The sequence below is a fragment of the Pinibacter aurantiacus genome (assembly GCF_019130065.1).
In the GTDB taxonomy this organism is placed as follows: domain Bacteria; phylum Bacteroidota; class Bacteroidia; order Chitinophagales; family Chitinophagaceae; genus Pinibacter; species Pinibacter aurantiacus.
Genome location: NZ_JAHSPG010000009.1, coordinates 108223 through 130220, shown reverse-complemented (window position 1 = coordinate 130220; position 21998 = coordinate 108223). Strand labels below are relative to the sequence as shown.

At 42.2% G+C, this 21998-nt stretch carries 18 protein-coding genes; 8 read left to right on the top strand and 10 right to left on the bottom strand.

Annotation, left to right across the window (positions count from 1 at the left end):
* Positions 1-124 precede the first annotated feature (124 nt).
* Positions 125-3874: a S8 family serine peptidase gene (locus KTO63_RS13195; protein ID WP_217791798.1), complete on the bottom strand. Its 3750-nt coding sequence runs from the start codon at positions 3872-3874 to the stop codon at positions 125-127.
* A 137-nt stretch (positions 3875-4011) separates the two neighbouring features.
* Between KTO63_RS13195 and KTO63_RS13190 the strand changes: the two genes are divergently transcribed.
* Positions 4012-4461: a carboxypeptidase-like regulatory domain-containing protein gene (locus KTO63_RS13190; protein WP_217791797.1), complete on the top strand. Its 450-nt coding sequence runs from the start codon at positions 4012-4014 to the stop codon at positions 4459-4461.
* 202 nt (positions 4462-4663) lie between these two features.
* Positions 4664-8089 carry a transcription-repair coupling factor gene (gene mfd, locus KTO63_RS13185; RefSeq protein ID WP_217791796.1) on the top strand — a complete coding sequence of 1142 codons (3426 nt, stop codon included), beginning with the start codon at positions 4664-4666 and terminating at the stop codon, positions 8087-8089.
* A gap of 422 nt (positions 8090-8511) precedes the next feature.
* On the opposite strand, the gene KTO63_RS13180 is transcribed toward mfd, so the two are convergent.
* The gene (locus tag KTO63_RS13180) at positions 8512-8880 is read right to left on the bottom strand and encodes a DUF4870 domain-containing protein (RefSeq protein WP_217791795.1); all 369 of its coding nucleotides are present in this window, start codon (positions 8878-8880) and stop codon (positions 8512-8514) included.
* Between the two features lie 195 nt (positions 8881-9075).
* Between KTO63_RS13180 and KTO63_RS13175 the strand changes: the two genes are divergently transcribed.
* The 3 genes from KTO63_RS13175 (at position 9076) to KTO63_RS13165 (ending at position 11394) form a co-directional block, all read left to right on the top strand.
* Positions 9076-9822, top strand: coding sequence for a LolA-like protein (locus tag KTO63_RS13175; RefSeq protein ID WP_217791794.1), 747 nt, complete (start codon positions 9076-9078; stop codon positions 9820-9822).
* Positions 9823-9916: 94 nt separating this feature from the next.
* Entirely contained in the window at positions 9917-10642 is a 726-nt protein-coding gene (locus KTO63_RS13170; RefSeq protein WP_217791793.1) for a LolA family protein, read from the top strand.
* Between the two features lie 143 nt (positions 10643-10785).
* The gene (locus KTO63_RS13165) at positions 10786-11394 is read left to right on the top strand and encodes a DNA-3-methyladenine glycosylase family protein (protein WP_217791792.1); all 609 of its coding nucleotides are present in this window, start codon (positions 10786-10788) and stop codon (positions 11392-11394) included.
* Position 11395: 1 nt separating this feature from the next.
* Here the strand turns inward: KTO63_RS13165 and KTO63_RS13160 are convergent, their stop codons facing one another.
* Positions 11396-11569 carry a hypothetical protein gene (locus KTO63_RS13160; protein ID WP_217791791.1) on the bottom strand — a complete coding sequence of 58 codons (174 nt, stop codon included), beginning with the start codon at positions 11567-11569 and terminating at the stop codon, positions 11396-11398.
* A gap of 186 nt (positions 11570-11755) precedes the next feature.
* Here KTO63_RS13160 and KTO63_RS13155 point away from each other — a divergent pair, with 186 nt between their 5' ends.
* Positions 11756-12700, top strand: coding sequence for a lipid A deacylase LpxR family protein (locus KTO63_RS13155; RefSeq protein ID WP_217791790.1), 945 nt, complete (start codon positions 11756-11758; stop codon positions 12698-12700).
* Between the two features lie 369 nt (positions 12701-13069).
* Here KTO63_RS13155 and KTO63_RS13150 read toward each other — a convergent pair whose 3' ends face one another.
* The gene (locus KTO63_RS13150) at positions 13070-15238 is read right to left on the bottom strand and encodes a S46 family peptidase (RefSeq protein ID WP_217791789.1); all 2169 of its coding nucleotides are present in this window, start codon (positions 15236-15238) and stop codon (positions 13070-13072) included.
* A gap of 266 nt (positions 15239-15504) precedes the next feature.
* Positions 15505-15930 carry a YybH family protein gene (locus KTO63_RS13145; RefSeq protein ID WP_217791788.1) on the bottom strand — a complete coding sequence of 142 codons (426 nt, stop codon included), beginning with the start codon at positions 15928-15930 and terminating at the stop codon, positions 15505-15507.
* A 187-nt stretch (positions 15931-16117) separates the two neighbouring features.
* On the opposite strand from KTO63_RS13145, the gene KTO63_RS13140 reads away from it, so the two are divergent.
* Positions 16118-16735: an acyltransferase gene (locus KTO63_RS13140; protein WP_217791784.1), complete on the top strand. Its 618-nt coding sequence runs from the start codon at positions 16118-16120 to the stop codon at positions 16733-16735.
* Positions 16736-16961: 226 nt separating this feature from the next.
* Here KTO63_RS13140 and pheS read toward each other — a convergent pair whose 3' ends face one another.
* A complete protein-coding gene (pheS, locus tag KTO63_RS13135) occupies positions 16962-17993 on the bottom strand; it encodes a phenylalanine--tRNA ligase subunit alpha (RefSeq protein ID WP_217791782.1) in 1032 nt (343 codons plus the stop codon).
* 228 nt (positions 17994-18221) lie between these two features.
* Here pheS and KTO63_RS13130 point away from each other — a divergent pair, with 228 nt between their 5' ends.
* A complete protein-coding gene (locus KTO63_RS13130; protein ID WP_217791780.1) occupies positions 18222-18527 on the top strand; it encodes a hypothetical protein in 306 nt (101 codons plus the stop codon).
* Positions 18528-18529: 2 nt separating this feature from the next.
* Here KTO63_RS13130 and KTO63_RS13125 read toward each other — a convergent pair whose 3' ends face one another.
* The 4 genes from KTO63_RS13125 to KTO63_RS13110 all read right to left on the bottom strand — a co-directional run bounded on the left by KTO63_RS13125 (position 18530) and on the right by KTO63_RS13110 (position 21966).
* Complete coding sequence (locus tag KTO63_RS13125; protein WP_217791779.1) at positions 18530-19780, bottom strand: TCR/Tet family MFS transporter; 1251 nt, start codon at positions 19778-19780, stop codon at positions 18530-18532.
* Between the two features lie 176 nt (positions 19781-19956).
* Positions 19957-20265: an RNA recognition motif domain-containing protein gene (locus tag KTO63_RS13120; protein WP_217791777.1), complete on the bottom strand. Its 309-nt coding sequence runs from the start codon at positions 20263-20265 to the stop codon at positions 19957-19959.
* Positions 20266-20563: 298 nt separating this feature from the next.
* Complete coding sequence (locus tag KTO63_RS13115) at positions 20564-21238, bottom strand: peptidoglycan DD-metalloendopeptidase family protein (RefSeq protein ID WP_217791776.1); 675 nt, start codon at positions 21236-21238, stop codon at positions 20564-20566.
* A 239-nt stretch (positions 21239-21477) separates the two neighbouring features.
* Positions 21478-21966 (bottom strand): hypothetical protein, encoded by a 489-nt coding sequence (locus tag KTO63_RS13110; RefSeq protein ID WP_217791774.1) that lies wholly within the window; start codon positions 21964-21966, stop codon positions 21478-21480.
* Between the last annotated feature and the right edge of the window lie 32 nt (positions 21967-21998).

The window sequence follows — 21998 nt, the reverse complement described above, 5'->3', positions numbered from 1 at the left end:
GTCAAAAATGCCTATTGAACAAAAACACTCTCAATTATTCAATGATTCAATTAATCAATTATTCAGTTATTCAGTTAATCCGTGTAAATCAGCTAAATCAGGGTCACCTGCGTGCTATCTGCTATCACTTCCAGCTATGCACAATCATTTTCTTAGCATACAATTTTCCTCCCTGCTCTATCCGCACTACATACACACCGCTCGCAAGCAAGCCTCCGTTTACCTGAATGCTGTTAGTTCCAGCATTACTATAGGTTTGTTCAAACACCTTTTGTCCAATATAGTTAAAAATTACCACCTTCACATCACCGGTTTGTGTTGTGGCTAAAGAAAGATTGAAATTTCCGTTGTTTGGATTTGGCCATATCACGACCGGGTCGATGTCTGCAGAACTGCCATAATAAATCTCGTTTGAATACATGATACAACCGGTTGTTGTTGTATCAGCCAGTTTATAGGCACCTGCTTGTCTAACTATGTAAGTCGGCCCTGTTGCGCCTGCAATCGGTGCATTATTCAGGAGCCACTGCAATTTTCCGCCTGTAGACGATGTACTGGTGAACAAATTGCCAGTCAAAGTTATGGTAGGCGCAACAGGCGAAGCCGTTGTAGCATCAATCGCAATACGATTGCTTTCACAATTGGCTAAGCGCAGTTTCATATCGTAGAGATAATAGTAAAAATTCTGATAATCCGCTGAAAGACCGGCACTGTTGCCATTTATCGAAAATACGCCCGGGATAGTAAACGGATACGGTTTCGAAGAAACGCCGTTGTTTCTATACAATGTTGCTCCGTCGCTTAGCGTAAAAATAATAACGTGATTGCCGGCAGGAATGGAAAGCCCAATATTAAACACCGCTCCATTATCTGAATTATCACTGGCTTGTGTTGCATACACGTCAATTGTAGCCGTAGACAGCGTTACATAAGAATAAGAACCGTTTGCGGCATTCGTATTGGAAGTATCTGCAACAATGAAGGTCACCTTACCGGAGTGTCCCACAAAAAGTTTTGCTGTTTGCAGTGTTAACGGAACGCTGGATGAGAAGCCAATAAACTGGCCGCCTTCATTCATGTAGCTGCCTACGCCAAGCGCGCTTTTATCTGCCGGTCCAATGCTCAGTTTGGTATCGTTCTTTGCGAGATAATATTTTTTATCTGAAGTCACTACATTCGTCGTAACGTAGCTACCTGTGGCGATTGGCGTTGTTGAAGTGGCGCTGGTATACCAATTGTATATGTTGCCGGCGCCGGAACTTGAATCGGCAATGAGCGACACATTATCTGTTCCACAAATGACTACCCTACCCGCAACATCATTGGCTTTGCCATTTATAATCACACTGGTTGTAGTGGCATCGTTCGTTGTATTCTGATCTGCAGAGAAGGCTGTAGACGCAGTGATCGTATATGTGCCGGCGGCTGTTATTGCCACAGGCGTTTGTAACGTAAAATCTTCGTAACTATTTCCCGGTATCGTATCAGGATATGTTCCGGTAAGAGTAGCAAGGGTTGTTGCTCCATTTTTCACCACAACAGTTACAGGAATATTTTTAGCGGCAACACTTCCAAAATTTTTAATCCTTATAGTGATGTATTGAGCCGGATTGATACAATAACCTGAACTTGGCACTACAATTTGCAACACGCCAACATCAGTTGAGGATGAAACAACATTCACGGTGTAGTCTTGTGTTTCACCATTTGCATAAGTGCCACAAGGTTTGATGTCACCGATGTTCGTAGTCTCCTGCGCGATGATTCGCATAAGGAAACCTGTGCCCGAAGTAATGGTCAATGGTGTTTGAATGGTGCCTGTAAAAATTCCGCCTTTATTCAACACGCCGCTTTGTGCCACCATTTCGCCCGCATCGTCAAAATCACCATCCTGGTTATAATCGATAAAAATTTTGATCATGGAAGAAGCACTTGTTGCGTCGCAACTTCCCACTGTTATACTAAAAGGTACACTTTGATTCGGCTCCAGGTTTAATATAGAAGACCTGTTGTCGGTGTACGTTGTGCAAGATGTTGTGTTCGAATAATTGAGGCTTCCCATCGTCACGTGCTCTATTCTTGTGCCGCCGCTGTTGATTGCTCCTGATGCGCAGGCTGCATTTCCACCCACACCACTAATAATGAGCGAGTATGCCTGCGAGCCTCTTTCCAATGTTCCTTTATGCGTGATGATCACGAGACTGCTATCTCCCGGAGTTGAATTATCCACTTCCACTCTTTCCACATTGTCTGTAATGTTATCACCTTTTGTTGCAGCATTTGCAGGATTTGCTACATCCAGTATCCAGGGAAGAAAAGCGGTGCTTCCAGTTTTGATTCGGAGATCCAGGTCATTCACCAGCTTTTTTGCACGGTTATTCAGTGCGTTCGTGTGGTCCACAGACGCCTTGGGATCTGTCCACACGATCGTTGCCATTAATTTTCCTTTACCCGAAGCAACAACTTTTATCGTGTCAGATTTTCCGTTCTGCAAAACTTTTTCATAGATCTGCTGATCGGTATTATTAGAAGTGATAACTGCAGCTGCTTTTATCATGTCTATCAGGCCCCAGCCAAATTGATAATCGGGGCCGGTAGAAGGACCAGCTTCATCTGCTGTATGTATAACAATTGCTTTGAGTGTTGCCGCCCGTAAGAAAGCTCCACTGTGGCTTTTGGAATACAGCTCCTGTAATAGAAACAGGGAACCCGTTGCAGCCGGTGATGCCATTGATGTTCCGCTTAATGTACCATAGGCAGTATTAGAGCTGGCGAACGAAGAAGTCACATTCAATCCATCGGCACAAACGTCCGGTTTTATACGTCCATCATCTGTTGGCCCCCACGCACTGAAAGTGGTCATCACAACATCTGCCGGTTTACCATAGCCACTTGTAATCGGGTTTACCGCACCGATCGTCAAAATATTTTTCGCAACACCAGTTGTGGAAATAATATCATAGCCATTGTTGCTGCTTATGCCTGCGGGCCTGTTACCGGCGTTGAAAAAAACGCCGTTTTTATCCATGCGCCAGTATGTAGCGCCCACGGCGGGACCATTTTCTATGCGGCTGTTTCCACCTGCTTTTACTATCAGGTAGTAAGGAGCATTGTAGGCAATAGAATCCCAGAGTTGCGTATTATCGTCGTAGTATCCAAATTTGTAATCTTCCGTTGCGTCCGGTGCGCCCCAGAATTCCCACCTCTTGTTATCATCATTATAAACCCAGCCGGCATTGTATGCATAAGAGTGATTTGACAACAACAGGTTCGGGGCTTCCGTCATCATTTCCGACATGTCGTTATTAAAGTCATACGCAATAAGTTGCTGAGCGCCAAAGGACATGCCTTTTGCAATGGGGTTTACACCCGATGCAATCATTGTCCCTGCAACGTGGGTTGAGTGATTCATATCTGCTATTGATCTCGCCGGAAAATCTTTTTGGTTTATCCTGCCAGTCAGCTCCTGGTGTGTTTCCAGAACAGCATCCCCATCCCAAACCGCAATTTTCCCCTTCATGTTAGCGGAAGATCCGGACAAGCTCAAACCCGTGGAACCGCCCGGCCACAAAGAACTTGTGCCGATCGTGGCTGCAGAGATGATATTATTTTGTGTACTTAAGTAAAGTGGAAATCCTAAATGGTCGATGCCTACCAATTGCATGACCTGCCCATTCTTACCATGTTTAAGCATGGGCCATTTTTTTTCCTTCGATAGTGTAAGTAATTTGGAGAAGGTCAAACGCTCTTTATCTGCCTGTAATTTTGCACCTTGCTGCAACACAGAAGCATTTGTATTTACCTGTGAAAAACCTTTACTAACAATTCCTAAGCAAAAAAAGAAAGTAAGGCCGCGCAAAAGATTCCTTCTCATAAAGTGAATGGTAATAAATATAAAAAGATTAGTAACCTAAAGTACGATTAATTTCATAGGCTTTAACAATTGACCTACATTAGTTTGCAGAAACAACTGCCGTTAACAATTGTTTTAAAAACATCTAAATTAACGTCATGAATATCAAGCATCTTACATTGATTTTTACCGCCGCTGCAACCTTTTTTACCTTATCCTTCAAAGCCAGGCCCAAACAGGGATTGGAAGGATACATCTATTTCCTCAGCGGAAACAGAATGCCATCGCCGGATGTAAAACAGACGCATCCCTCAGGATATTCGACAACATTATTTATTTATGAACTAACCAATCGCAACCAGGTATCTGCCATAAATCATTCAGCATTCTACAGCAATATTTCTACCAAACTCGTTAAAACCGTAAAATCTAACGACGAAGGTTATTTCAAAGTGAAATTACCCCCGGGCGACTACTCCTTGTTTGTAAAAAAAGATACGCTTTTCTACGCCAATCTCTTCGAGGGCGAAAATATTAATCCAGTAAAAGTGGTGGCGGGGAAGTTCACTAATGTCAAAGTGAACGTGGATTATGATGCAGTGTACTAGCGCCTGCAATTTGAAAATTTGAAGATTTGAAAATTTGAAAATGCTTTTATGCCAAAATGCTGAGAGTAATCTTATCAAATCCTTGTGCAGCAGAGAAATTGCTTCTTTTTCGCAACATGCACTCCTCATTTTCAAATCTTCAAATCGTCAAATTCTCAAATTATAAATTACCTTCGGTGTAATTTAAGAAGATAAGGAGCGGATGAATCTGGATAATTTGTTAGCACAGTACAAGGATAACCCCCGCATTTTTCAGATTGCGGACAGGCTTACTATGTCGCAACCTCAGCGACTTTTTCTAAAAAATCTTTACGGCAGTTCCCCTGAGTTTGTAATTACTTCTATTTTTCAGCATCCAGCATGCGAGCAACTAAACCATGTTGTCGTACTGAACGATGCTGAAGAAGCGGCGTATTTTCACAACACACTGGAGAATCTTACCAATGCGCTTGACTTGTTTTATTTTCCCTCTTCCTTTAAGAACAGGAAAAATTTCAGGTTGCTGAACAGCAGTCACGTAATGCTGCGAACTGAAGCGCTGACAAAGATTTCAGCGGGTGGCAATAAGAAAATATTGATCACTTACCCGGAGGCATTGTTTGAGAAAGTAGTGCTTCCAAAAACATTGAGCGGCAATATCATTTCCATTAAAACAAATGATACGCTGAATGTAAACAGCCTGCTGGAGCTATTGGTGGACCTTGGTTTCACTAGAACCGATTTCGTATACGAGCCGGGACAATTTGCAATACGCGGCGGCATTTTGGACATCTACTCTTTCGGTAATGAAAAACCTTACCGTGTGGAGCTGTTCGGTAACGATGTTGACTCTATTCGCATTTTCGATCCGGAAACGCAGTTGAGTGAAAGGAAATTGCTGCAGGTAAATATTATTCCCAACGTGGAAACGCAATTCGAAACGGGCGACAAGGTTTCTCTATTTGAGTTTCTTCCGGAAAATACCGTTTGCTGGGTGCAGGACTGGGACGTAATAAAAGATAAAGTTCTCACGCAGGAAGAAGACCTGGAATTGTACATTACCAATGTTCAACCTTCGCAGACTAAGAAACCCGATACTGATGACGAGGTGCTGGAAAAAACAAATATCACCAAAGAAGATTTTGTTCCCGCTGAAAAAATTGAGAAACAACTCGCTACACGACATATTGCAGAGTTCGGCGGCAGACACACCATGCCATCAGGACTTACGCACGAAATAGAATTCAATACAAAATCGCAGCCTTCGTTCAACAGGCAATTTGATCTACTGATAAGGGATCTGAAAAGTTGGGAAACGAAGAAATACGGCATTTACATTTTTGCTGAAAATCCTCGCCAACTCGAAAGATTACACAGCATTTTCACCGACTTAAAAGTGGAGATACAATTTGTTCCTGTTGCCATATCTATTTACAAAGGTTTTATAGACGAAGATGTAAAAGCCGTATGCTATACTGACCACCAGATTTTCCAGCGCTATCATAAGTATAAGGTTAAACAGGCCTACAACAAAAGCAAAGCACTTACAATACGTACATTGCGTGAGCTGCAGCCGGGCGACTATGTAACGCATATCGACCACGGTGTGGGTGTGTACAGCGGTTTGCAAAAACTGGAAGTAAATGGCAAACTGCAGGAAGCCGTTCGTATTATTTATAAGGACAGCGACATCCTGTACGTAAACATCAACTCGCTTCACAAAATTGCCAAATACACCGGCAAGGAAGGAAGCGTGCCGAAAGTGAATAAACTCGGCAGCGATGTTTGGAACAAATTAAAAGAAAAAACAAAAGTTAAGGTTAAAGAAATTGCATTTGACCTTATCAAATTATATGCGCAACGTAAAGCGCAACCGGGTTTTGCACACACGCCCGACACCTATATGCAAACGGAGCTGGAAGCATCTTTTATTTATGAAGATACTCCAGACCAAAGCAAGGCAACGGCAGATGTAAAGCGTGACATGGAAGCGCCGTCACCAATGGACCGATTGATCTGCGGTGATGTGGGCTTTGGTAAAACGGAAATTGCCGTGCGTGCAGCTTTCAAATCATGCACAGACGGCAAACAAGCCGCAATCCTGGTTCCTACTACCATTCTTGCTTTTCAGCATTACAAAACATTTAAAGAGCGTTTAAAAGATTTTCCTGTAACAGTTGATTATCTCAATCGTTTCAAATCTGCCAAAGAGAAAAAAGAAACGTTGAAGAAACTGGAAGAAGGAAAAATCGATATCATCGTTGGTACGCACGCATTGCTTAGCAAAGACATCAAGTTCAAAGATCTTGGCGTGATGATCATTGACGAAGAGCAAAAATTTGGTGTAGCTGCAAAGGAAAAACTAAAAACGCTTCGCACAACGGTTGATAGTTTAACTCTAACGGCAACGCCTATCCCAAGAACTTTACAATTCAGTTTGATGGGCGCGAGGGATTTAAGCATCATCAACACGCCTCCACCAAACAGGCAACCGATACAAACAGAGGTGGCGGTTTTCAACGAAGATTTTATCCGTGATGCCGTTTATTACGAAACTGAGCGCGGCGGCCAGGTTTTCTTTATTCATAACCGTGTACATGGCCTTGCGGAAATGAGTGCTTTGATCCAAAGGCTTTGTCCGGATCTGAGCGTTGGTTTTGCGCACGGGCAATTGGAAGGTCACGAGCTGGAGGAAAGAATTCTCGATTTCATCGATAAAAAATATGACGTGCTGGTTTGTACCAACATCGTGGAAAGCGGTGTGGACATACCAAACGTGAATACGATCATCATCAATAATGCACATCATTTTGGCTTGAGTGACCTGCACCAGTTGCGTGGTCGCGTTGGCCGCAGCAATAAGAAAGCGTTCTGTTATCTTATGGGGCCGCCAATGAGCACATTACCGACCGACAGCCGTAAACGCCTGCAAACACTGGAGCAACACAGTGATTTGGGAAGCGGTTTCCAGATCGCGATGCGTGACCTTGACATTCGCGGCGCGGGTAATATGCTGGGTGGGGAACAAAGTGGTTTTATGGCAGAGATCGGTTTTGAGATGTATCAAAAAGTTTTGGATGAAGCGATCAAAGAATTGAAACGTACAGAATTCCGCGAGTTGTTTAAGAACGAAATTCAGCAGCAGGATGATTTTGTGCATGATTGTACCATAGACACCGATCTTGAAATATTGATTCCTGATAGTTATGTAGAAAGCATTACAGAAAGGCTCTCACTTTACACAAGATTGGACAATTGCGAAAATGAAGAAGAGCTTCTTGCCTTCCATGCTGAAATGAGTGATCGTTTTGGACCGATACCGCAGCAGGTGGAAGATCTTTTCATAACCGTTCGTTGCCGCAGGCTTGCTGTTGAAATAGGTTTTGAGAAAATGACATTGAAGGATGAAACGTTCCGCTGTTATTTCATCAACAAAAATGATTCGCCTTACTTCGAGTCTGTTCTTTTCAAAAACGTATTGGATTATCTGCAAACAGGTACCAACAAAGCAAGGCTAAAACAAACAGGCAAAAACTTCCTGATGGTGGTTGAAGATGTAAAAGATATGGATACGATGCATCGGTTTTTAGCGAGAATGGCGAAGGCTGTGGTGCCGAGGGAGCAGTCGCCGGTTGCCAGCAGCCAGTAGCTCGTGTTTTAATGCGATCATTATAGAAATAAATTAAGCTGCGCGTTTGCGCAGCTTTTATTTTGCTTTGAATTCGCTTATGTCGCGCTGACTATACCGGAAGGCCCCTTCTTACTTCACCAGTTTTTTATACATTTTATAGATCAAGCGAATCAACACGACCCAAACAGTAATGACTACAAGCGTCCAGATGAAGAATCCCATCGCAGGTACAAGCATACTAATTGTTTTAAAATGTGTTAAGTGTTGAAGTAAAAGGCAAACCTAAATACCCAGAACAGTTATGGCGATTCGTTTTCGGACATTTACGTATCAAAAAAGGATAAATAAAAGAGGCTGACTCAAATATGAGTCAGCCTCTTAATTAATTTGAATGTTACACACAAACTACCGGCCACCGGTAACCGGCTACTGGTCACTCTCTACTTAATCAATCTCCACGTAAACGGATAGCGATAAATTTTCCCTTCATTGGCTCTTATGGTGGCAATGATCACGCAAACAAGCGCAAATATTCCCACGATCCAGATGAGAAAGAGACCGATGATGGTTATGGCGAGCCCGATGGATATAATGACCATCGTAATCTGGAAGTTCAGCGATTCTTTAGCATGTGTCGCTACAAACTGCGAGTCATCTTTTTTTATAAGATAAATAATCAATGGCGCGAGAATAGAGGAGACAAATGTGAGCAAATGAGCCAGCATGGCAAGTGTTTTTTCATCTTGGGTTGGAGCCACTACAGGATTTTCTGCTGCCCCTAAGAAAGTTTTTTCGGTATTTGGGTCCATAATCGTTGTTTTGATTAAAAGATAAAACGATTTGTGCGTCCCTGCAAGTGAAACTACCTGTCTGGCCCTACCTACTACATCAAACTGTTTGTTAATCAATTATTACCATAAACCTTGATTTATAAAGATTTTTACAAAAGGCATGAAAACATTCATAAAGACAGTTAAATTTGGTTTATCAAAAAACATCATCAAATGCCTAAATGGATAATTGCAGGCTTTGCATTTTTTCTAACGCTTACCCTGTTTGCCGCGCAGGCTCAAACTGCCGACGAAGTGATCGCGAAATATGTTGATGCAATGGGCGGAAAAGAAAAACTCAACTCCATCAACACGCTTCATATGGAAGGTGTGGCGGTTATGCAAAACGGAAATGAACTTACTACAGCTATCGATAAAGTAAATGGTAAACTTTCGCGCAGAGAATCGCAATTTGGCGCGATGGGTTCTCTAACAACGATCATTACAGATAAAGGCGGCTGGGTATCGAGTCCGCGTTCAGGAGGAAAATTTGAACCCATTCCTGCCGATAAATTAAAGAATACAAAAGCAGAACTTGATTGTGCAGGGTCACTGGTTGATTATGCATCAAAAGGCTATAAAGTAGAATACCTTGGTAAAGAAACGCTGGATGGTAAAGATTGCCACAAAATAAAACTTACCCTTACTTCCGGTGCTGACATTACCTATTACATTGATGCACAGACGTACTACATTTCCCGCGAAACGCACAAAGGCAGCAGCTTTGCGGGTAGTGGCGGTGGACGTCCCGGTGCTGCAGATGCAGACATCAGCACAGATTTTTCCGACTATCAAAAAACAGATCAGGGTTATATTTTTCCTTACAAAGTAAAAATGGGAAACATGGGAAATGGTATGACTTTTGAAAAAATTGAAGTGAACAAACCGCTGGATGTTGCGAAGCTCAGCAAACCAGAATAGGAGTTAGAAATTTAAACGCTGCATTCCTAATTCCTAACCTCTAATTTCTAATTCCTCTACTCTTCTCCAACGTAAAAATTCTAAACAAATACTAATGAAAATTCTAAAAACTTTATTACTGGCAACAACCGTATTATCAGCTATTGCCGTAAAAGCGCAGACAGCAAATGAAATAGTTGATAAGTACGTCGCGGCACTTGGCGGCAAGGATAAAATCGCCGGTATCAAAACTATTTATACAGAAAGCAGTGTGCAGATAATGGGTAACGAAGCGCCTTCTACTACTACACTGGTAAATGGAAAGGGCTTTAAAAACGAAATGGATTTCAACGGTTCAAAGATTGTACAGTGTTACACTAAAGACGGTGGCTGGACAATCAATCCTTTCCAGGGACAAACCACTGCAGAGCCTTTACCTGCTGAAATGGTAAAGAGAGGAAAAGCACAACTTGACATCGGCGGACCTTTATTCAACTATGCAGCAAAAGGCAACAAAGTTGAACTGGTGGGCAAAGAAGATGTAAACAATGTTAAAAACGCTTACAAGCTTAAGGTTACGACTCCAGATTCCCTTGTAATGATGATGTACATCGATCCTACCACTTACTACCTGATAAAAAATGTAAGCACTATCAGTGCACAAGGACAGGAAATCGAAGTCGGCAGCATCTTCTCTGATTACAAGAAAACAGACTACGGTTACCCGGTTCCTTACTCTACAGAACTTGCGTTGCCGCAAGGCATGTCTTTAACGATCGTTACTAAAAAAGTAGAGATCAATAAGGAAGTGGATCCGAAGATTTTTGAAATGCCGAAATAGGAATTAATAATTAATAATTAATAAAGAATAGGCAGCGTTCATTAATGAATGCTGCCTTATTTCATTTCGAACATATCGGAAACTTAGCTCCTCTCCTGTTGCCGCACCTATTAATTCTTAATTATTAATTATTAATTTCAACCATGCATTACATCCAACATCTCTCCAAAGACAAAAAGTTCCAGCCACTTCTCCAGGGCGAGCCGATTGAATTGAAGAAACGGAAAGTGGTGTATATGAGTTTGATAGGCTCGATCATGAGCCAGCAGCTTTCTACCAAGGTGGCACAGGTAATTCACAATCGTTTTATGGACTTGTATGGTGGCAAGATTCCCACGCCTGAGCAGATCATGGATACACCCATTGAAACACTGCGTTCGATTGGGCTGTCAAATGCAAAAGCGAGTTATGTGCACAACGTAGCGCGATTTGCGGCTGAACAGGGCATGGAAAAGAAGAAGCTGGATAAAATGTCCAACGACGAAGTGATCGCTTATTTAACGCAAATTAAAGGTGTGGGAAAATGGACCACGGAAATGATCCTCATGTTTACGCTGGGTCGCGAGGACGTATTTGCCATTGATGACTGGGGCGTTCAATCGGCAATGATAAAAATCTACAAACTCAAAACGGACGACAAGAAAAAACTACGCGAAAGACTGCTGAAAATATCTTCTAAATGGAGTCCGTACCGGACCTATGCTTGCATGCACTTGTGGGCATGGAAAGACAATCCACCAGCCGTAGAGTAACTTAATACTTCTGGTTGCCATTTATTGATTTTACTTTTCTTGGTTTCATAAACCAAAGTGACATATACAGCAATATTGCCCACAAAGCAAAAGCAAACATTGACCAAAGAAATACAAGAATAAATTTTTCAGGAAACTGCAGGGGCAAACCGGGGGTAAAAAATATTGTGCTCATAAAACAAAGTTTGATTAATAGTCGCAGCAACAATCGATGGAGGAAACAGAAGAAAGCGTTGACGAGAACTTTTGCATTAGCCATTTGTTCTTGCTAAACAAACCAATCACAAATGACGAGGATTGTCCATGTCCCCGACTTTGCAAACATGGCATTTCATTTTTAACCCGGAAGAAAACATAGTCTATGAAGGTTTTATTTTTCACTATGCTGATGGTGCTGACAATTTTCGCATCTGCCCAACAAAATGACTCCGGGAAGCCACTTCGGCACCAACTTTCCATTATTTCAGAAAACGACGCTTACGTTTCCTTATATACAGATCGCTATTATACAAACGGCATATTCTTCAATTACACGTGGATCTCAAAACAGCCCCGCACACAAAAAAAGATACAATCATTACAATTAAGTCAGCTAATGTACAATCCGTATTATTACAGGATACGCAACGCTGAAAACATAGACCGTCCATATGCCGGACTTCTTTTACTGACTTATTCACAAACGCATTTCTGGGGAAAGGAATCATTGTTACAATTGTCGGCAACGGGCGGCATTAGCGGCAAACCATCTCTGGCCGGATCATTGCAAAAATGGTATCATCACGCCGTTGGCTTCGATCCGCCCGCAGGCTGGAACTACCAGGTAACCGCCGAACCACAATTGAACGCAGGTGCGTTGTATGCCACCTCATTATTTTCAACAGAATCGTCCATTGTGGCGGTAAAACCTGTAGTGGAAGTTTCATTGGGAAACACATTCACCAATGCAAAAGCCGGCATTTTATTTCAATTGGGAGCATTTGAAAAAAACAGTCAAAGTATTGCCTGGAACGCAACAGTCGACAATACTCAACAATCCAGAAGATATCGTTATGAACTTTACTTTTATTTCTATCCGCAAATAATAGCACAGGCCTACGACGCAACGATTCAAGGTGCATTGTTTACAAAGGAAACCGGCGCCGTGTCAAAGGCCCAACCTTTTGTTTATCAACAAACAATTGGCGGCATATTTTCTTGCAAAAAAATGTTCATTGGATTCTCTGTTATCTACCAAACAAAACAGGCAAAGACACAGTACCTGGATGATATGTATGGTTCTGTTCGATTAGGTTGTAGATTTTAAACCAAACCGATTCTCGACGCCCTTGATCGTGTATCCCCTAGTCGCTGATTTAAGGCCCGCTACAATATATCACTTCGCGATGTTTAACATGTCGCCCCTCTGGGGCTAGTGCAAATTGCCTGGAGTAGTAAACAGCCCCATCGGGGCGACACGTTAGTAGAAAAAGACACAATGGCGAAAATCCAAAACCAGCCCCGTAGGGGCGACATGTTAAACATCGCGAAGCGAGAGGCAACCGCGGGCCGTAAGTTGACGGTGATTGTCAAGACGCAAACCGAGGCGCACACTTTAAACAAAAACTAACTCCCCAAAATAAATAGGGCAGCACTCGCTAACGAATGCTGCCCTATTCTATTTCCTAATTCCTAATTACTGCTTCACCAAATTCAACTCACTAATAATATTGCTCGCACCACCCAACTTGTCAATGCACCACAATACATAACGAACGTCTACGCAGATCGTGCGGTTAAGATCTTTGTCAAAAGCCATTTTGTGGCTCAGCGCTTCGTAGTTGCCGTCAAATGCAAGACCAATCAGGTTTCCGTATGCATCCATTACAGGAGAACCAGAGTTACCGCCGGTGATGTCATTTGTAGTGATAAACGTTACTACAAGATCATTGCGGCTTTTGTCGATGTACTGACCGAAATCTTTTTTCGCAACAAGATCTCTGTAGTGTTGTGGAAGATCAAACTCATAATCACCAGGCACATATTTTTCCATTACACCTTTCATGGTACATACATAGTCGTATTTAGTTGCATCACGCGGCGCATAGCTTTTTACATTACCGAAGCTCACACGCATGGTGAAAGTTGCGTCAGGATACATTTTCTTTGCTTTCACAGGATCCATTTCCATAATGCCTTTCAAATACAATCTTCCCAATTCATTGTTCTTAGTGGTGAAATCCTGGAACTTAGGCAAATATTTTCCTGTATAATTTTTCACGAAAGCTGTTGCGTACGCATATGCAGGGTCGTTTTGCAAAGCGCTTGCAGTGGGCACCTTCACAAACTGATCCCATTTCGCATCATTGAAAATCATTGTTGTGTTAAACACATCCGCTGACATTTTTTTGAAGGTCGCAGGATCTTTCAAATCACCGTAAGTGGTTTTTATGTTTTCGTAGAAGCCAATCGGGTGCTGGCTTTTATCGATATCTGTGTAGAACATTTCTGCAGTTGCAGCCATGATCTTTTGATCGGAAACTTTATTCTCATCTGCAAGGAAAGTTTTGCGACGTGCATTTGCATCGTCCATTGCTCTCTTAACATCTTCCGGTTTTGCTCCTTGCATGTTAAGCACTCTTTCTACCTGCATTAAAGAAGAAGCAAAAGCAGCAAGTGGGGAACCTAAAATGCCTTCATTCAAATACATACGCTCTTTTGCGTAAGGCAGCCAGTCAGCATACACTTTTTCCCAATCGCTTATTACATTTTGAAATTCCGGCTTGCCATTTGCCCATTTCTGGAAAGCATCTTCTGCTTTTTTCTTTTGACCATACACATCGTATTTCAACAATTGCTTGGTTTCACCATCAAAGAATTTCCAGTAGTTCGCAATACCTGCATAGCTTGATGCCAGTTGCAATTTCACTGCAGGATCTTTCTTCATTTCTTCAAACATTGCTTTCAGGCGCACATCGCGCAAAGCAACGAGAGAAGGGTTATTAACGTCGGTAGAAAGTTTTACGCCGTAAGAAGTTTCATAACGATTGGTACCACCAGGATAACCGTAGATCATTGCGTAGTCGCCATCTTTGATGCCTTTGATAGAAACCGGCAATGAATATTTTGGTTTTAAAGGAACGTTGCTTGGGGAATAATCTGTCGCTTTACCGTCTTTGCTCATGTACACACGGAAAACAGAAAAATCACCGGTGTGGCGTGGCCACTCCCAGTTGTCAGTGTCTCCACCATATTTACCCACGCTTTCTGGAGGCGTTCCCACCAGACGGATGTCTTTGTAGCGTTGATATACGAAAACCAGGAATTGGTTATTTTTAAACAGCGGGCTCACTCTTGCCTCGATGCTTTGAGTAGAGTCTGAGTAGCGTGCATTGATCGTAGCAATTACATCCGCTTGCTTTTTCAATCTGTCAGCACCGGAAAGACCGTTCAGCGCCGTTTCCACTTCTTTCGTAACGTCTTCTATTTTAAGTAAGAACTGTGCAGTTAAGCCTTGTGCGGGAATCTCTTCCTGGAAAGATTTTGCGTAGAAACCATCGCGCAGGTAGTTGTGTTCAACAGAACTTGCAGCGGCGATTGCGGCATATCCGCAGTGGTGGTTGGTGAAAATAAGACCTTGCTTGCTCACAATCTCTCCTGTACAACCGTTTCCAAAAATGATGATCGCATCTTTAATGGAAGCCTTGTTAATGCTATAAAGTTGTTCAGGTTTCAGTTTAAGGCCACGTTTTACCATGTCGTTATACACCTGCTGACCCAGCAGCAGCGGTAACCACATGCCTTCATCGGCATAGCTTCGTAGTAAAGTGACTGACAGCGCAATCACTGCTAAAATCTTCTTCATGTTTTAATCAAGTGTTTTAATCCGGCAAACGTAAAGAGTTTTTTGAATTAATAATTAAGAATTAAGAATTAATAGTCGGAAACCCTGATGAATGGTTGGTTTCGAGGCGTCGGCAAGCACAGCCCGACGCCGAAGGCTGAGTTCCAGACTCAGATCTCAAAGATTTACCACTCAGGCACTAAGAGCACTAAGCCTCACTAAGGAAACCCTTAGTGCAACTAAGTGGCCTTAGTGCCTCAGTGGTTAGTTTTTGGGGCTAACACCCTCTAGCTGCTGTGGTCCGCAATTATCATCCACTGGCCATTGATTTTCTTAAACAACAGGGTATAAATACCGCCAATATCCCCTACACTTCTTTTCAGGAACCATTTCCCTACAACAAAGTATGTATCTGCAGAAAGCGGCTTTACTTGTAGTATTTCAAAGAAAAGTTTGCCCATCTGCACCGTATCCTTGTAGTTCTTTTTGTAATTATCGAGCGTGTTTTGATAACCATATGTAATACCCGACTTGCCAACAAACATCAACGAATCGCTGTGCCAGTAACCTTTCATAAAATCATCAATATCGCCTCTGTTCCACGCCTGCAGCTGGTCATTAAGGACTTTTCTTATTGCCTCCTCATTTTTGCTTTGTGAAAACACGGGAGTAATGGCGAGAATGAAAAATGCGGCAGTTAGTAATTTCTTCATGTTTAAATGTTTATAAAATAATGCGTGTGCCTCTCTGATAAATAGAATTGGTTTGTTACCTTGGTGGAACGCAAAACGCTTAATGCAAAACGCGCAACGCAAATGCGAAACGCATAACGCAGACGCTAAGTTACTCAATTGCGTTAAGCGTTAAGCATTAGGCGTTAGGCCTTTGAAATTAATCACTATGACGCTTATCACTACAATTAAATCGAACTCGGCATTAAAGAATGTAGCACATAGAATGTTATTTGCTAAAAATGAGATCCGGCCAAGATGGTGGGTGCGTAAATTTGTAAATCCGTTTTACCACCAGCGCGGTAAAAACACAAAAATATTTAAGTACGCCAGGCTCGATCTTATTCCTTCCAAAGCGTTTACAATTGGTCACGATTCGGTGGTGGAAGATTTCACTTTACTTAATAATGGTCTTGGCGCCTTACACATTGGCAACCATGTTTTTCTTGGTGCGTCCAATGTGGTGATTGGCCCTGTTACCATTGAAGATCATGTGATGACGGCACAGAATGTGGTTATCTCCGGCCTTAATCATGGCTTTGATAATGTACAAACGGCTTTCAGATACCAGCCCTGTACTACCAATGAAATCATTATCGGAGAAGGTAGCTGGATTGGTGCGAATGCTGTAATAACTGCCGGTGTGCGTGTTGGAAAATTCTCTGTGATTGCCGCGGGCAGTGTGGTTACAAAAAATGTAGATGATTATACAATTGTTGCGGGAAATCCTGCAAAGGTGCTAAAGCAATTTAATCACAAGAGTGGCGAGTGGGAGAAAGTTGGTTAATTGAAAATTAAAAGTTGAAAGTTGAAAATGGGGAACGCTTCGCGTCCTTAGGATTGCCACTGAGGCACAGAAGAAACCGAAATTTATTAAGCGATACTTTTTTTCAATCGAAGGGCTCAAAGTATTGTGCAAAGGAAGGGCGAATATCTTCGTTTCCTTTGCACAATACTTTGAGCCCTTTGCGTTAAAATAACTTCTCTGTATTCTCTGTGCCTCAGTGGCAAACCTACGTCGCAGACGTAAACTGCTTCAAAAATCTCACATCGTTCTCACTAAATAATCTCAAGTCTTTTATCTGGTATTTCAGCATGGTGATGCGCTCAATGCCCATACCGAAAGCGAAGCCTGTGTATTTGTTGCTGTCGATTCCGCAGTTCTCCAATACTTTAGGGTGAACCATTCCACAACCTAAAATCTCCACCCAGCCTGTGTGTTTACATACGTTACAGCCTTTGCCACCGCAAATAAGACAGCTGATGTCCATTTCTGCGCTTGGCTCGGTGAATGGGAAATATGACGGGCGGAAACGCACTTTTACATTTTTACCAAACATTTCCTGTACGAAGAAATAAAGCGTTTGCTTAAGATCTGCAAAGCTCACATTTTCGTCGATGTACAAACCTTCTACCTGCTGGAAGAAGCAATGCGCCCTTGCGCTGATCGTTTCGTTGCGATAAACACGACCCGGACAAATAATGCGGATTGGCAATTTTCCTTTTTCCATTTCGCGTACCTGAACGCTGCTCGTGTGTGTACGCAGCAACCAATCTGGGTTTTGTGAAATATAGAAAGTGTCCTGCATATCGCGTGCAGGGTGGTTTTCAGGAAGATTCAATGCGGTAAAATTGTGCATATCGTCTTCTATTTCAGGGCCTTCTGCAATTGCAAAGCCGAGGCGCTGGAAAATAGAAACGATTTCATTGCGCACTATAGAGATTGGGTGATGGCTTCCCACAGGAATCACATCTCCCGGCAAAGTAAGGTCAAGGGATGAAGCGGCAGAATCGCCGTTAGCCGATGTAAGCTCTTTAAATTGTTCGTATTTGGCTTCAGCATGTTGCTTGAAATCATTCAGAATTTGGCCAAATTCCTTTTTGTTTTCGTTGGCAACAGATTTCATTTCCCCGAAAAGGTTTTTCAATATACCCTTTGTCCCAAGGAATTTTATACGGTATTCTTCCAAAGATGCGGCGCCGTCTATTACAGCTGCATCAATTTCTTCTTTATACTGTTTTATTTTTTCTATCAACTGATCCATGCGGCAAAGATAAGGAGGCAAATAGGAATTAGAAATTAGGAATTGGGAATTAGAGGGCTTTTGTTTCTATTTTATCATTGGCTGAAGCCAAACGGCAGTGAATTAAGATGTTACAGCACATATTTTCGCTTGCGATGGGCTGTAGGTTTCGGCCCTCAAAAATCCAATTGTGTACTTCTCAAGTTATTTAAAAAATAATGCTATTTTGCCCCGCTTAAACTTGAAAAAATGCTGGAAATAATTCTAATAATTTACTATTCCAAAAAAATTGGTGCGCTTGCACTGGACAAAGGCGAATCGAAAGGAAAATGGGTCACAATAATGATCATATCATGGTTTCTTGCTGAAATACTAGGTGCCGTGGTTGGTCTTATGCTGCTTGGTCAACAAAATATTTATCTGGCCTTATTAGTAGGTTACGGCTTTGCTTTTGGCTCCTACTATCTTATCAGAAACGCATTAAGCAAAAAACCAGATATAGCGGGCTATGACCAAATGATCGATGAAATTGGCTCTGGCGACCAGGAACAATAACGCTATTTCTCGTTATTTGCCGGAACTCTTTCAGCAACTGTACGACCGGGATGCAAAGCCCTGTATGCAAGAACGGCACTTATGGTAATTAAAATGGCTCCCGCCAAAAACGGAGCGCCAGGCAAATAGATAGGTGCCGTTTTTTTAGTAAATGTTGAAAACAGGTAAGTCATCAACAACGGACCAATCACAGCAGTTGCGCTCATCAAGCTTGTCAATGCGCCCTGTAACTCTCCCTGTTCATTTCTTGGCACATTTCCTGATATGATGGCCTGCAATGCCGGACCGGCAATACCGCCAAGGCAGTAAAACGCGGTAAATACAAACATCATCCAACCTTGCGAAGCAAAAGCAAATAGCAACATTCCGACGCTATACAATACCAAGCCGGTGTAAACGCTTTTCTCCTGGCCAAGTTTTGGAATTACCACACGTATCAAACCGCCCTGCACAAGCGCTACACAAAAACCCACCACACCCAGTGAAATGCCGACCATCTTTTCGCTCCAATGAAACTTTTCCATTCCATAAAAACTCCAGGTGCTTTGTACGGCATGGGACGCGATATAAATCAGCACAATAGAAACAACAAGACCTGAAACAGAAGGATATTTTTTAAGTGCCATTAAAGAACCCAATGGATTCGCACGTTTCCATTCAAACTTTCTCCGGTTTTCTTTCGGAAGCGATTCGGGGAGGATGAAGAACCCGTATAAAAAGTTTAACAAGGCTAATCCGGCAGCAGCAAGGAAGGGAGCTTTAGTGCCAAAGCCTGAAAGCAAACCGCCCAACACGGGCCCGATGATAAAACCAAGTCCAAACGCGACACCAATCATTCCAAAGTTCTGTGCGCGGTTTTCATTAGTGCTTACATCTGCAATATAGGCTGATGCAGTGGTAAAGCTTGCCCCTGTAATTCCTGCAATGATGCGACCGACAAATAACCACCAAATAGTAGGAGCAAACGCAAGGAACAAATAATCTATACCAAACCCCAAAAGCGAGCACAACAGCACAGGCCTTCTTCCATAACGATCGCTCAGGTTGCCAATAATTGGAGAACATGCAAATTGCATGATGGCATAGGCAAACGTAAGCCAACCGCCATACTTAGAGGCGACACTAAGATCACCATGCACCAATTGTTCAATCAGCTTGGGCATTACAGGAACAATGATTCCCAAACCTGTAACGTCAATCAGTAAAGTGATGAAGATAAAACTAAGTGCGGCAGTCTTTTTTGTACTTGGCATAAGGGATGCAAGGTAGCGCAAATAGTGACTGAATAACTGAATAACTGAAAGTTCAGGTGCAGTTATGCACTACAAACTTCAACCACTCTGTTATTCAGTTTATTCAGTTATTCAGTCATTAAAAAAATAATGGCCCACCACTGGTGAGCCATTATTTATAAGTCTATAAACAGAGATTAGTATCTGTTGTTGCTGAAGCTTCTTTTTTGGAAAGAACCACCGCCACCTCTGTTGCTGCTCTCTTCACGAGGTTTAGCAACTGTAACGCGGATTGTTCTGCCTTCTACAACACCACCATCCAATTCAGCGATTGCTTTTTGAGCAGCTTCGTCGTTTGGCATTTCAACAAATCCAAAGCCACGGCTTTTTTGAGTGAATTTGTCGGTGATCACTTTAGCAGAGGTTACTTCACCATATTCTGCAAAAAACTCTCTTAAGTCTTCATCCTGAACGTTGAAGCTTAAATTTGAAACATAAATGTTCATTCTAACTAATTAAAATTTAAATAAATAACCTTGAGGTAAAACAGCAGCGTAAAAAGAATACTTAACTAACTAATTGCGGACTTGCGTAGCAGAAAATATGTTCAATTACTTATGCGATATATCTCAATTGCGGTGCAAAGATAGGGGTTTAATTACGAATAATAGAATCATTGCATAATTGATTAACAGAATAGCAACATTAGAGAGACTGACTGAATAACTGAGTAACTGAATAACTGAGCGTTTCATCACAATCATTCACTATGACTTTCAACCACTCAGTTATTCAGTTACTCAGTTATTCAGTTATTTGTAAAATCAAATTCGGATCGGGACAATTCGCTAAATACTTTTCTCTTTCGGAAAATTTGCAAACACCCGGATAGTCGCCTTTCTTCAGTTCCATGTCTGCAATCACCTGAAAATGAAGGTGTGGCGGCCAGTTGCCGTTTTCATGAGGCTCTCCGAAATGCGCTATTTCCTGTCCAATGGAAACATATTGACCCGGCCTTATCGCATCAATATCGCGCAAGCTGATGTGGCCATACAAGGTATAGAAGGCTATTCCATCTAATTGGTGGAGTAATACAAGTGTGGCGCCGTAATCGCCGTCATTGTCATTAAAAGCAAAGCTGTGCACCATTCCCCCAAGGAAACAATAAACCGGCGTACCGGCATTTCCCCAGATATCGACACCTAAATGAAGCCGCCTCGGCTCTTCACCATTAAAAAGATCGCTTTTACCATAAATGCTTCTTAACTCATCATAACCACCTGCGAGATAGGCCGCATTTGCTTTGCGTCGCTCGTTTTCTATGAATTGACTAAAAGATTGTGTGTTTGTAAAAACATCTTCTGTAAGCTCAACATTCTTTGCAGAAAGATCCAACGCAGCTATCTCCTCACCTTGTTTCAATTTAATTACCGGATGAAATGTCGATTGATATTTTTTTAAAACCGCGCTGATGAGCATAGGGGGCTGTTTATAATGCAATGTAATTAATGATTGTGTAACAGCATGATTGAAAAATAACTGAATAACTGAATAACTGAATGTTTCAATACAATCATTTACTACGAATTTCAGCCACTCAGTTATTCAGTCATTCAGTGATTCAGTTATTAAAAAAAAGAACCCCCATTGCTGGAGGTCCTAAATACGCTAGGGTAAGCTGGTAGAGTTGCTTACAATATTTCTACGAGCTGCCTGTGTTACACGTACATGGTTGGTTTTTCTACTTCTTCATCAATAAGGTTTTTTAAAAGCTGCTGGCCATCATGCTGGCGAAGCTTGCTTTCCAGTAAATCGGCAAAGGCCTCGAAGTAATCGATCACATCGGCCCTGTCGTTCCTCTTCAACCATCTGAAGCCCCCGGATAGCTTGCCCAAAACTTCTGCATCTTCCAGGTATTCGATATTGTGTATATCAGTAGGCGTTAAGCCAATAGCTTCCAGTTTTGATATCATCACATATGCCGGGGTGAGCGAGGTTTCGCAAAACTCTTCGGCGATCTCAGTCCATTCACCACGCGTAGTATGCGCATAACTCAGAATTTCTTCTTTCGTTAGCGAAGTCACTACCTGCAGCAAGTTGCCGCAATTACATCCGCCATGATGTCCCCATGCATAATATGCCCCGTTACGAAGGCGGGAAGCCGTTTCCCTCAAGGACTCGATCAGTTTTTTATTTGCACATGCCATAACCACCTCTTTTTATAAATAACAACTATAAG